Source organism: Actinospineispora eucalypti (genome assembly GCF_039543365.1).
GTDB lineage: Bacteria > Actinomycetota > Actinomycetes > Mycobacteriales > Pseudonocardiaceae > Pseudonocardia > Pseudonocardia eucalypti.
The window spans coordinates 230,809-243,208 of the sequence record NZ_BAABJP010000068.1 but is presented as its reverse complement, the minus strand read 5'-3'; the positions used below and the strand labels follow the sequence as shown (position 1 = coordinate 243,208).

The following is a 12,400-nucleotide window of genomic DNA, read 5'->3' as shown; positions in this document are numbered from 1 at the left end:
CCTTCCGGCCGAGACGCACCGGAGACGCCCGGCGGACGTCTTCGCGACGACGGCGGGACGGCACCTCGACGGCCCGGGAACGACCGTCGGCGACGGTGACATGCCATGAGCCTGGAGCTGGGTGACCACCTGTGGTACTGGAACGGCCGGATCTCCTGGGACCTGGATATCCCGCGCGCGCAGTGGTTTCCCGGATCCACCGGTCCCACCGACTACCTCGGGCACGGAAAGGAGATCTACAACTACGTCTTCCACGCCGACGAGATCGCCCGGGGCCGACCCCACATGCGCGGTCTCGAGGGCAGCTACGCGTGGCTGAACAACAACCCCGGAAACCTCGCCGGGTCCGCCGGCGGGCCGGACCTCGGCCAGTATCCCGGCAAGTTCAACTGGCAACGCCTGCTGATCTTTCCCAGCTGGGAGATCGGGTTCGAGGCGATCGCGCTGGTGCTGCGCCGGCCCCCGTACGCGGAAATGTCCGTACTGGACGCCTTCGCGCGGTACGTCCCGGCTTCGGACAGCAACGAACCCGTCGTCTACGCGCTGGCGGTCGCGGCGGCGGCGGGCGTGTCCACGTCGACCAGGGTCGGCGACCTCGACGACGACCAGCTCTGGCACATGCAGGCCAAGATCATCCAGGTGGACCGGGCGGTGGCCGGGGACAGCTTCGCCTACAACTCACCCAACCTGCCGGTGGAGATCAGGGCGCTGCTGGGGTCCAGCCGGTTCACCGGCTGCTACCGGACCACCTGAGCCGCGCCGGCCGGTCGCTCGAAAGTCAGATCCGCTCCGGCGCCAGCGCGCCGACCAGCCGCGTGAGCTGGCCCGACGGCTTGACGCCCAGCTCACGCCGCAACAACGCGCGGTACTGCTGGTAGTGCACCAGCGCGGACCCCGCGTTACCCTCCGCCAGGTGCACCTGGACCACCGTGCGGTGGGCCTTCTCGCGCACCGGCTCGACCGCGATCGCGGCCAGCGCGGTCCTCATCGCGGCCATGTACTCGCGCCGGACGAGCAGCGCCTCGGCCAGCCCTTCCAGCGCGTGCAGCCGGACCTGGTCCCAGTGCAGCTGTTCGAGCACCAGCCAGTCCTCGCTCCACTCGGGCAGCAGCGGGCGGCTCAGCTCGGCCACCAGGTGCTCGCACTCCCGGGTGGACACCTGGGCGGGATCGCGCATCGCCCGTTGCGCGCGGTGCTGCACCTCGTGCAGGTCGATTGCGACCGAGGGTGACATCCGCAGCCGCGGGCCCACGCACTCGATGAGGGTGGTCTGGGCGACGCGGCGGCCCCGCCAGAGTGCCGACCGCAGGTTGCCGGCGGCCCGGTTGGCCGGGCTGTCCGGCCAGAGCCGCTCGGCAGCGCCACCCCGGTGGGTTCCGGAGCCGCACAGTGCGAGCAGGGCCAACAGCCGCCGGGCTCCCAGTGGGAGGGTGACGGCGGTTTCCCCGTAGGAGCACTCGAAGCCGCCGAGCAGGTCGATGTTGACCGAACGGGCATCCATCGTGATCTTCTCCTCGCCCGAGGCGAATCCGGCCACGCCATGGTGGGCGCCGGCCGCGCCGGGCTCAGTCCGATCCGCGACAGGAAGGGTGTCCGAAACCCGACACCCCGTCGGAGACGCGCCGATGACGGCCCGTTGACGCCCGGCCTCCAGCATGCCCACGGCGGCAGGACCCGAGGAGGGGCCGATGACCAGCTTGGATGCACTGCGCGCCGCGACGGTGGCGGCGCCGGGGAACACGGCTCGGTACGCCCTGGTGGCGCGTCCGGGGCGAGCGGCCCGGGTCGCCGAGGCGGTGCGGACGGAGTGGGGGCCGTTGGGCATCCAGCTGGCGCCGCTGTCCACCCTGGAGCCGGAGGTGCTGGTGGCGACGCTGCCGGACCGGGCGCTGGCCCCCGACCGGCCCTCGGTGTTCGCCGCCGCCTACGCGGCGGTGGAGGAGTTCGACCTGGTCGCCGCCGAACCGGACTTGCCGACCGGATTCTTCCCGCAGCCGGACGCCGAGCCCGGCCCGGCGCGGGAGACCCTGGACAACTTCCCGCCGGGCTGCTGGGTGCCGGCGGAGCCGGAGCTGGAGGACCAGCCCCGCTGGGCGCCCCGGGTCATGCGGGTACCCGAGGCGTGGGCGTTCTCCGAGCAGCAGGGCCGGCCGTCACGCGGCGACGGAGTGGTGATCGCCCAGCCGGACACCGGGGTGACCAAACACGTCGAGCTGGCGGACGCGATCACCGTGCCGGGGTTCGACGTGCTCGACGGCGATCCCGACCCGACCGACCCGCTCGGCGCCGGCGGGAACCCGGGGCACGGCACCGGCACCGCGAGCGTGGTGGTCTCCGGAGAGGCGCACGTGGTCAGCGGCAGTGCCCCGCTGGCCCGGCACATGCCGATCCGGGCGATCGAGAGCGTCGTCCGGGTCACCCAGGTGTCCGTGGCACGGGCAATCGACTGGGCGGTGGCCAACGGCGCACAGGTGATCACCATGAGCCTGGGCGGCATCCCCTCGTTCTCGCTGGACCGGGCGCTGCGCCGCGCGGTGGCGGCGGACGTGATCGTGCTGGCCGCGGCCGGCAACTGCGTGCGCACCGTGGTCTGGCCGGCCCGCTACGACGACTGCATCGCGGTGGCCGGCAGCAATGCCGCGAACGCGCCCTGGCCGGGCAGCTGCCGGGGGCCGGCGGTGGACATCACGGCGCCGGGGCAGAACGTGTTCCGGGCGAAGGTGTCGCCGGCCGGCGACGAGGTCGGGCAGGGCCAGGGCACCAGCTTCGCGGTGGCCCTGACCGCCGGAGTGGCCGCGCTGTGGCTGGCCCACCACGGCCGGGCCAACCTGGTCGGCGCGGCCCGGCAGCGGGGCGAGACGCTGCAGGGGATGTTCCGCCGGCTGCTCCGGGCCACCGCGAACCGGCCGGCCGGCTGGGACCCGTTCGAGTTCGGCGCGGGCATCGTCGACGCCCGGGCGCTGCTGGCCGCCGACCTGGACCTGGGCCGTGACCTGGAGTCCGTGCCACCACCCTCGGACGTCCGGGAACGAGCCGCCGGGTCGGTGCGCTCGCTGGTCGCCGAGGCGGCCGGGACGGACGCGGCACGCGACGAAGGGCCGGACCTCCACGACTTCGGGCCGGAGCTGGCGGCCGCCGTGCTGGAGGGCCGCCTCGCTTCGGCTGACCGGTTCCGCCGGGAGGCCGTGCCGGCGGTCCCGGTGTCGGCCCCGCCGGCGGTCCCGGTGTCGGCCGCGCTGGCCGAGGCCGCCGGCCCGGAACTGTGCGCGCTGCTCGGCCTCGAGCCGACCGGGGGCGACCGGTGAACGCGTCCACCCACCTGCGCAACCTGGCCCTGCGCCGGCCCACCCGGGAGGCGAGCACCCTCGAGGCACCGGCCGGCGGGTGGGAGCCGCCGGGCGGCTCGGCGAAAGCCGTCGCGGACGACGTCACCGGGCAGCTGGAGGCGGCGCTGGACCAGGCGTTCCGGCGGGTACCGCCGGACGAGATCGGCGACCCGGGCGACTTCCGGCGGGCGCTGGACGTGCTGCTCCGGGAGACCCATCGCACGGTACGGGCGGTGACCGAGGACCCGGACGCCCCACTCGGCCCGGCCGGCTCGCACGCGCTCGAGGCGGTGATCCGGACCGACGGCACCCGGCCGACCCTGCCGGTCCGCAACGCCGCCGTGGACCCGGCGCACCCGCTCGCCGGCGACTGGCGGGACGGCTTCGAATCCACCAGGGAGGTGCTGCGGGCGCGCTGCCGGGCGGTCGGGCGGATCGAACCGGCCAACGCGACCGCGCGGAGCTTCTTCGGCACCGGCTGGGTGGTGGACGCCGGCAAGGGCCTGGTGCTGACCAACCTGCACGTGGTGGAGGCGATGTGGCAGCGCCTGGCCCACGCCATGATCCGCACCGCGACCGGTTTCCGGGTGCTGGACGGCGCGTTCATCGACTTCACCGCCGAGTTGGGCAGCGCCGACGCCAACCGGTTCCGCATCGTCGAGGCCCGGGTGCCGGGCATCGAGGGGCCCCGGTTCCAGCGGTTGGACGCCGCCGTGCTGACCATCGAACCAACGGTCGCCGGCCAGCCCGTGCCGGCGGCCGTCCCGCTGTCCGCCGACCCGGACCCGCCGCGCGGCAACACCGGCTCCTGCTGCGTGATCGGTTTCCCCGCCGCCCCGGTCTACGCCGGCGGCCTGCACGAGGGGATCGACTGGACCTGGGTGAACAGCACCCTGTTCGGCAACCGGTACGGGGTGAAACGGCTCGCGCCGGGTGTGCCGCACCGCCCGCTCGGATCGCTGGACGGCGACGAGCGCAAGTGGGTGTTCGGGCACGACCCGACCACGCTGGCCGGCAACTCCGGCTCCCCCGTCCTCAGCTGGCTCGACCCCGACCCGGCCGCGTTCGGCCTGCACTTCGCCGGCGCGTCCCTGGACACCAACTGCGCGCACGCGTTCGCGGGCTGCGCCGAGCAGCTCCGCGCCCTGGAGGTACCGATCCCATGAGCGTCCCGACCAGCGACCTGACCCGGCCGCGTGACCACTACGCCGGCTACACCGGGTACGACCCACAATTCCTGCGCACCGCCGTACCGCTGCCCAAGCTCACCGATGCGCAGCGCCAGCTGGCGGCGAGGCGGGTGGACGCCGGCCCCGGCGAGGACCCGACGGTGCTTCCCTACCCGCACTTCAGCGTGGTGATGAACGGCCTGCGCGGGCTGGCCTTCTACACGGCGGTGAACATCGACGGGCACCAGCTGGTGGACCTGCCCCGGGACAGCGACCGCTGGTTCCTGGACTCCCGGATCGCGGAGACCGAGCAGATCGGCGAGGACCTGTACGAACGCAACGCGCTCGACCGGGGCCACCTGGTGCGCCGGCTGGACCCGGTGTGGGGCGACGCGGCCCGGCGGGCCAACGACGACACCTTCCACTTCACCAACTGCTCACCGCAGCACGAGCGGTTCAACCAGGGCCAGGACCTCTGGCAGGGCCTGGAGAACTTCATCCTGAACCACGCCCGGCTGCGCGACCGGCGGCTCACGGTGTTCACCGGCCCGGTCATGGCCGAGAGCGACCCGCTGTACAAGGGCGTGCGGCTGCCGCTGGCGTTCTGGAAGATCGTCGCCTACGACCTGGCCGACGGCACCCCGGCGACCGCCGGCTACGTGCTGGAGCAGGGCGGGCTGATCGACGACTTCCTGGCCGAGGCGGTGTTCCAGCCGGGGACCTACCGCGTCACCCTGGCCCACCTGGTGGAGCGCACCGGGCTGGACCTCGGCTACCTCGCCGACGCCGAACGGCCGCTGTCCGCCGACGGCCTGGAGGCCGCCGGAGACCGGGTGCCGATCGGCGAGGGCTACGCGGGCGTCGTGATCTGACCGATGCCGCCATTAGCTGAGTTGCACCTACCGAAGCCCCGGTGAGGTGCGTCACACTCCGGGACCCTGCTCGACCGATCCCGGGGAGCCACCATGGGCCAGCTGCGCCGCCGTTCCCTGCTGACCGGTGCCGCCGCGCTCGGCCTCGGCACCTTCGCCGCCGCCTGCGCGCCGCCCGGCCAGGGTCCCGGCCCGGCACCTCCCCCGTCGGCCGGGCCCGCCGCCGACCTGCGCGCGCTGTTCGACCGCACCGCCAAGGAGCTCATGGCACCCGGCGCGGTCATGATGCTGCGCACCCCGGACGGCGAGCTGGCGCACACCTACGGCGTCCGCTCGGTCGGCGGGACGGAGCCGGTCGCCCTCGGTGACCACGTGCGGATCGGCTCCATCACCAAGACCTTCACCGGCACGGTCATCCTGAAACTAGCCCAGGAGGGCCACATCGACCTGGACGGCCCGGTCGCCCGGTTCCGCCCCGATGTGCCCAACGGGCAGCACATCACCATCACCCAGCTGCTGGACATGCGCAGCGGCCTGTACAACTACAGCGAGTCGCTGGAGCTGAACAAGGCCCTCGACGAGGACCCGAACCGGGTCTACCCGCCCGAGCAGCTGCTGGCGATGGGTCTGCGCGGCTCGCCGTACTTCCCGCCGGGCACCGGCTACCACTACTCGAACACCAACACCGTGCTGCTCGGGCTGATCGCCGAGCAGATCGAGAAACGACCCCTGGACGAGATCTACCGCGCCCGCCTGTTCGAGCCGCTGGCCATGCGCGACACGTCCTTCGCCACCACCTCGAACGCCATTCCGCCGCCGTACCCGCGCGGGTACATGTACGGCACCAACGTCTCCACCATGCACGGCGAGGGCCTGCCGCCCGAGCAGCGCGAGGCCGCGTACTCCGGACGGCTCAGGCCCAACGACGTCACCGACGAGAACCCGTCCTGGACCTGGGCGGCCGGCGGCGGGATCTCCACCATCCGCGACCTCGCCACCTGGGCCACTGCGCTCACCGACGGCTCGTTGCTCGACCCGGCCTGGCAGCGCCGCCGCCTGGACAGCATCCAGCCGGTCGACCCGGCCAACCCGAACAGCCCCGGCTACGGGCTGGGCCTGGCGCGGTTCGGCCCGATGTACGGCCACACCGGCGAGCTGCCCGGGTACCAGTCGTTCTGCGGATCCGACCCTCGGCGGCGGAACACCCTGGCCGTGTGGGCGAACCTCAACGCGGCCCCGGACGGGCACGCCGTGGCCAGCACCATCGCCCAGCAGCTGATCGGGCAGATCTACGCCTGAAGCGCCCTGTTCGGCGAGGCGCTCCCTTAGCCGGCGTCCAGGCCTAGCTTCTCCCGCAGCGGCGGGCCGACGAAGTCCACGCCGTGCCGGCGGCCGACCTCGCGGGCCCTGGCCAGGTCGGTGATCTGCTCGCCCAGCCCGTTGAACTCGTCTATCGCCTCGGCGTAGCCGCCGGGCGTCATGATGTTGATGGCCCGCACGGTCGGCTGGTCGGCGCGGACGTTGTCGAAGGTGTGCGGCACGCCCGGTGGCACGGTGAGGAAGTCGCCGGGCTCGAGGTCGATGATCTCGTCGCCGGACTGCACCGTCAGGACGCCCTCCAGTACGTAGAACGTGTCGTCCTGCTCGGCGTGCACGTGCAGCGGCGGGCCGGTCAGGTAGTCGATGGTGCCGACCATGAAGTCGAACCGGTCGCCGTTGTCGCTGCCGGCGGTCTTCACCGTCCACGGCCGGACCTCGGCGCCCTCGGTCCCCCGGACCACTCGTGTTGTCCCCATGACCCTCTCCTCCTACAGGCGCAGCTGCCGGTCGTAGGCGCGCGCGTCGATCTCCAGTTCGAGGTCGTCCACCGGCGGTGCCGCGTCGTGCCAGATCACGCCGTGCACCGGCGCGATGCCCTCGGCGACGAACAGCTCGCGCTGTACCGCAAACGCCAGGTCGTGCGCCGAGTAGAGGTGCATGGCCGCCGAGCCGTCCCAGGCGACGCCGATCGCGTCCAGCCGCTTGCGGGTCACCTCGACCACGCAGCGCGCCTTCTCCATCAGCGCCTCGGGGCCGGTCTCCCGGTGCCGCACCACGCCGTCCGGGATCACCGTGTCGTCGGGCAGCTCACCGACACCCGAGACGACGAAGTTGGGATCCCCGCCGGCCCGTTGCACGGTGTAGGAGAAGGCCAGCACCGACGGCTCGGCCGGCGGGCGCACCGTCGGCGCCACGTTCGTCCTGCTCAGCGGGCACCCGTGCTCGGTGAGCAGGCCCCACTCGCGCAACCGCGCGATGTAGCCCCGGTTGAAGGCGCCGAACTCGGCGCGCGGAAGGGACCGGGGCAGCCGCACGTCGAACCCGCACAGCGCGGCCGGCGGGCGGCCCAGGCCCTCCACGTGACGCCGCGCCAGCTCGAACCCGTCGGCCAGCGGCACCGGCGCCGGCAGCACCGCCCACTCCAGGCGGTGGCCGGGCAACGCGCGCAGGGCCGCACAGGCGAACCCGAGGTCGCTGGGGGCGAACGCGTAGCCGCCCGCATCGTGGTGAATCACCGCGCCGCCACCTCCGCCAGCCGGTAGAGCAATCCGCCCGCCGTGCCGTGCGCCACCATGCGCCGCTGCTCGTCGGTGAAGCCGGGGTACTCCCGCAGCCCCTCGGCGGTGCCGACCGCCTCGGCGAACGGCATGAACGGGAAGTCACTGCCGAACACGATCCGTTCCGCCCCGACGACGTCGTGCAGCATGCGCAGCTGGGACGAGGTCGCCGACATGGCCACGTCGTAGTGCAGCCGCCGCAGCGAGGCCATGGTGTCGGCCGGCGGACGGTCGGCCAGGCCGGGGTCGATCACCGCGGCGTTGGCCAGCCGGTTGGCCAGGAAGGGCACCGTGCCCCCGGCGTGGGTGAAGATCAGCTTGAGCCCCGGGTGACGGTCCAGCGTGCCGGAGAACAGCAGGTTGGCGACGGCGCGGGTGGTCTCCACGGGAAACTCCAGCACGGAGGCGGGCAGATGACCGGGCCGCCCGAGGGCCACCGGCTGGGCCGGGTGCACGAACGCGGGCACCCCGCGCTCGGCGAGCAGGGCCATCAACGGCTCCAGCTCGGGGTCGCCGAGGTAGAGCCCCTGGGCATTGGAGTAGAAGCCGAGCCCGTCCAGGCCCAGCTCGTCCAGCGCGTGCTCGGCCTCCCGCAGCGCGGCCGGCACGTCCGGCAGCGGCAGCAACGCGAAGGCGCCGAAGCGTCCCGGGTGCTCCCGGACGACCTCCGCGAGGCTCTGGTTCGCCACCCGGGCGATGCGCTCCGCATCGGCGCCGGTCGCCCCGGCCACCCCGGGCGCGGTGATGGACAGCGCCGCCGCCCGGATGCCCGCGGCCTCCATCACGGCCAGGCTGTCCGCCGGCTCCCAGGCGGGAAACGGCACCCCGGGCACCGACACGGTCACCCCGATGTCGGCCAGCGCCCGCAGGTACTCGCGGGGCACCGCGTGGTGGTGCACGTCGATCAGCTCACCCGACTGCCTCGGCATCCTCGTCCTCCTTCGCGGCCCGGGCCCGGTGCTCGAGCACGAGCTCGGTGGTGCGGGAAATGTGCGCGGCCAACAGCTCGACGGCCCGGTCGGCGTCACGGGCGAGGGCGGCGTCCAGCAGCTCCCGGTGCTCCCGGGCCACATCCCGCCCGCACGTCCGGTGCACCTCGGCCGACCAGGAGCGGTACATGGTGCTGGCGTCCCAGAGCCGGTCCCGCAGCTCCAGCAGGATCCGGCTGCCGCAGCCGGCCACCAACGCCCGGTGGAACTCGGTGTGCGCCGCCGACCAGGCGCGAGACACCCCCGGTTCGTCCTCGTGGTACATCGGGGTCGAGGCCAGGGTGTGGTGCGCGGCCAGCGCGGCCGACTCCCACGGCAACCCGGCCTGGGTGACCGACCGGCGCAGCGCGATGCAGTCGATGTCAACCCGCACCGAGGTGAGGTCGACGAGGTGCTCGGTGGACAGCTCGATCACCCGGAATCCCGCCTGCGGCTCGGACACCACCAGGCCGTCCGAGGCCAGCATCATCAGCGCTTCCCGGGCCACCGTGACGCTGACCGTGAAATGCTCGGCGACCGCCGCCACCGGCAGCCGCTCCCCCGGCCGGTACCGGCCGACCAGCAGCTCGTCGCGCAGCTCGTCGCGCACGTGACGCGCCCGGGTGGGCGCGGACCCGGTACGAGCCACGGTCAGCCCCCGACCGCGGCGACGAACGCCGACGAGTCGGCCACCCAACCGAACATCCGCTCCACCAACGCCAGCGACGCCCGGTGGTACTCCCCGCCCTGCAGCTCACCGGTGCAGTCCGCGAGCAGGATCGCCCGGTAGTCACGGAACATCGCGTCCCGGATCGTGGACTCCGCGCACACGCTGGTGGTGCACCCGGTGACGATCAGGTTGCGCACCCCCAGCCGGCGCAGCGTGGCGTCCAGCTCGGTGTTGTAGAACGCGCTGAACCGGTTCTTCTCCAGCACGATGTCCCCCTGCTCCGGGGCCAGCTCGGGCAGGATCTCGGTGTTCCAGGTGCCCTTGATCCGCACCCGGCCGACCGTCCCGTCCGGCGCGGTCACCGTCTCGCCGACCTTCACCGCGATATGCCCCAACCAGTTCTTCGAGTCGGCCGGCCCCAGGTCGGACAGGTCCGGCAGGTATCCGTGCTTCAGGTAGATCACCGGAATCCCGGCGTTCCGGGCTGAGGTGAGCACGCGGGCGATCGGCCCGACGGCCGCGCGCACCACCCCGATGTCGAAGCCGGCCAGGTCCATCCCGCCGCCCGGCGCGCCGAAGTCGTTCTGCATGTCCACGACCAGCACGGCGGTCACGGCCAGGTCGATGCCCACCGGTTCCGGCCGCGCGGCGACCTCGACCGGCCTGCCGTGCGCGGTACTTGCTGTCATGCTTCGTAGAGTACATACGATGGCTTAGAATGCACAATGATCCTAGAAATCGATTCTTTCGGTCGAGGGGGTGGTCAGATTTACCGACGGATTGGACGGCGTGGAGCAGGTTGGTCTGATCCGTCGAGTACGGACGAGGCAAGTGGGGCTGGTGTGATCGCCGTAGTGGCGGTTGCGCGGTGGCCGCTCGGGGTGATCGTCATCTCTGGCGGTTCAGCGTCGATTTTCGAGGCTGAACCGCCAGAGACCGCGATCAAGGCCACCCGTGCCTGATGATCATGGATTGACCGGCGGCGCTGGACCATCCGCCACCCCTGGTTGCACGACTGTCACACCATGGGGGTTGCCACAAGATCAAATCCTCATGACATTCCCCTCGTGAAACTGTTGTGGCGAATGGGACGTCATGCACCAGCCACCCCGGCGCGAGGAGTCAGGCCAAGCTGGTCGTCACGGTGATTCTGTGAAGCACACGACCCCGCCTGGTCGCCCAGGTCTCAGCGGGCGTCCAGGGTGGTGGCCCAGAGCTGCTCGCCCGCCGGGCCGCGCAGCGTGACGGTCAGCTGCCGGCCGCCGGGCGCCACCTGTACCTCACCGAAATGCTGGAACCCGTGCAGCGGCGAGGAGCGGTCGTCGCTCGGCGCGGCCCGCACGTACACCGCCTCCGGCCCGAACGTCGGGTCCAGCTCGCCGGCCACCCCGGTGCCGGCCTGCAGCGGTCCGGAGACGAACTCCCAGAACTCGTCGAAGTCGGCGAACCCGCCGGCCGCCGCCGCGCGCCCCGGGTCGTACCGGTGCGCCGCCGTGTAGTGCACGTCGGCGGTCAGCCAGAGCACGTTCCGCACCCCGCGCTCCTTGATCGACCGCAGCAGCCCGGCGATCTCCGCCTCCCGGCCGCTGGCCACCCCCGGCGTGCCGTTGGCCACGGCCTCCCACGCGGTCTTGCCGTCCTTCACCAGCACCCCGATCGGCATGTCCGAGGCGACCACCTTCCAGGTCGCCCGGGAGGACGCCAGCGAGTCGGCCAGCCAGGCCGCCTGTTGCGGTCCCAGGATGTGGCCGCCCGCGCCGGTGTTCGCCCCGTTCGCGTCCCGGTAGCTGCGCATGTCGATCACGAAGACCTCCAGGTGCGGCCCCCAGGCGAACCGGCGGTACACCCGGCCGTCCACGGCCTGTCGGGGGTCCAGCGGCACCCACTCGTGGAAGGCCTGGAACGCCCGGCCGGCCAGCACGTCCACCCGGCGCTCGGTGTACCGGTCGTCGGTGAGCACCTCACCCGGGTACCAGTTGTTCAGCACCTCGTGGTCGTCCCACTGGTTGATCTGCGGCACCTTGGCGGTGAACGCGCGGAAGTTCTGGTCCAGCAGGTTGTAGGCGAACTGGCCGCGGAACTCGGCCAGCGTCTCGGCGACCTTGGACTTCTCCGGCGTGACCAGGTTGCGCCACGGGCGGCCGTCGGGCAGCGTGACCGCCTCCTTCAGCGGCCCGTCGGCGTAGACGGTGTCCCCGCTGCACAGGAAGAAGTCCGGGTCGCGGGCGGCCATCGCGGCGAAGATCTTCATGCCGCCGATGTCCGGGTTGATCCCCCAGCCCTGGCCGACGATGTCACCGGACCAGACGAACCGCGCGGACCCGTCCGGCGCCGGCCCGGTGCGGAACGAGCCGGCCACCGGCTCGCTGGCCACCCGGCCGTCCGGGTCCTCGGCGGTGACCCGGTAGTGCACCACCCCGCCGCCGGACACCCGCAGCTTCCCGGTGAAGTCGGTGTCCGGGGTGAGCATCGGGCCGGGCATGCGCCGGGCGTCGCGGAACTCCGGGTTGTCCGCCGCCTCGACGACCATCCGGGACGGCCGGTCCGCCCGCGTCCACACCACGCCGGAGCCGCCGACCACATCCCCGGACTGCACGCCGTGGGTGAGCACCGGCCGCTCGGCCCGGACCAGCCCGGGGCCGCCACACGCGGCCAGCCCGAGCGGCAGGCCGACCGCGCCGCCCAACCCGAGAGCCGCCGAGCCCAACACCGTGCGGCGCCCGAGGCGCCGGTTCAGGACGGTCATGGCCGCCGTTGTATCCAGGGCAGGTGACCGGCGGGTGAACTGCCGGCCGTCA

General features: G+C 72.8%; 12 protein-coding genes. 5 read left to right on the top strand and 7 right to left on the bottom strand.

The genetic code is table 11. The features are described from left to right. Window positions 1–105 precede the first annotated feature (105 nt). Entirely contained in the window at window positions 106–753 is a 648-nt protein-coding gene (locus ABEB12_RS41470) for a hypothetical protein (RefSeq protein ID WP_185065782.1), read from the top strand. A gap of 25 nt (window positions 754–778) precedes the next feature. Here the strand turns inward: ABEB12_RS41470 and ABEB12_RS41465 are convergent, their stop codons facing one another. Beyond that, the gene (locus ABEB12_RS41465) at window positions 779–1,501 is read right to left on the bottom strand and encodes a BTAD domain-containing putative transcriptional regulator (protein WP_185065781.1); all 723 of its coding nucleotides are present in this window, start codon (window positions 1,499–1,501) and stop codon (window positions 779–781) included. A gap of 187 nt (window positions 1,502–1,688) precedes the next feature. Here ABEB12_RS41465 and ABEB12_RS41460 point away from each other — a divergent pair, with 187 nt between their 5' ends. The 4 genes from ABEB12_RS41460 (at window position 1,689) to ABEB12_RS41445 (ending at window position 6,666) form a co-directional block, all read left to right on the top strand. Next, complete coding sequence (locus tag ABEB12_RS41460; RefSeq protein ID WP_185065780.1) at window positions 1,689–3,305, top strand: S8 family serine peptidase; 1,617 nt, start codon at window positions 1,689–1,691, stop codon at window positions 3,303–3,305. Continuing rightward, a complete protein-coding gene (locus tag ABEB12_RS41455; RefSeq protein WP_185065779.1) occupies window positions 3,302–4,492 on the top strand; it encodes a trypsin-like peptidase domain-containing protein in 1,191 nt (396 codons plus the stop codon). Before ABEB12_RS41460 ends, ABEB12_RS41455 begins: the two co-directional genes overlap by 4 nt. Beyond that, on the top strand, window positions 4,489–5,367 hold the full coding sequence (locus tag ABEB12_RS41450; protein ID WP_185065778.1) for a DNA/RNA non-specific endonuclease: 879 nt from the start codon (window positions 4,489–4,491) through the stop codon (window positions 5,365–5,367). Before ABEB12_RS41455 ends, ABEB12_RS41450 begins: the two co-directional genes overlap by 4 nt. Before the next feature lie 93 nt (window positions 5,368–5,460). Beyond that, window positions 5,461–6,666 (top strand): serine hydrolase, encoded by a 1,206-nt coding sequence (locus ABEB12_RS41445; protein WP_185065777.1) that lies wholly within the window; start codon window positions 5,461–5,463, stop codon window positions 6,664–6,666. A gap of 26 nt (window positions 6,667–6,692) precedes the next feature. Here ABEB12_RS41445 and ABEB12_RS41440 read toward each other — a convergent pair whose 3' ends face one another. From ABEB12_RS41440 to ABEB12_RS41415, 6 genes are all read right to left on the bottom strand, one after another. After that, complete coding sequence (locus tag ABEB12_RS41440; RefSeq protein WP_185065776.1) at window positions 6,693–7,163, bottom strand: cupin domain-containing protein; 471 nt, start codon at window positions 7,161–7,163, stop codon at window positions 6,693–6,695. Between the two features lie 12 nt (window positions 7,164–7,175). Continuing rightward, entirely contained in the window at window positions 7,176–7,922 is a 747-nt protein-coding gene (cnbZ, locus tag ABEB12_RS41435) for a 2-amino-5-chloromuconate deaminase CnbZ (protein WP_185065775.1), read from the bottom strand. Then, entirely contained in the window at window positions 7,919–8,893 is a 975-nt protein-coding gene (locus ABEB12_RS41430; protein ID WP_185065774.1) for an amidohydrolase family protein, read from the bottom strand. Before ABEB12_RS41430 ends, cnbZ begins: the two co-directional genes overlap by 4 nt. Beyond that, window positions 8,874–9,581, bottom strand: coding sequence for an FCD domain-containing protein (locus ABEB12_RS41425; protein ID WP_185065773.1), 708 nt, complete (start codon window positions 9,579–9,581; stop codon window positions 8,874–8,876). Before ABEB12_RS41425 ends, ABEB12_RS41430 begins: the two co-directional genes overlap by 20 nt. A 2-nt stretch (window positions 9,582–9,583) precedes the next feature. Further along, a complete protein-coding gene (locus tag ABEB12_RS41420; RefSeq protein ID WP_185065772.1) occupies window positions 9,584–10,291 on the bottom strand; it encodes an isochorismatase family protein in 708 nt (235 codons plus the stop codon). A 497-nt stretch (window positions 10,292–10,788) separates the two neighbouring features. Further along, the gene (locus ABEB12_RS41415; RefSeq protein WP_185065771.1) at window positions 10,789–12,348 is read right to left on the bottom strand and encodes an alkaline phosphatase D family protein; all 1,560 of its coding nucleotides are present in this window, start codon (window positions 12,346–12,348) and stop codon (window positions 10,789–10,791) included. Window positions 12,349–12,400 lie beyond the last annotated feature (52 nt).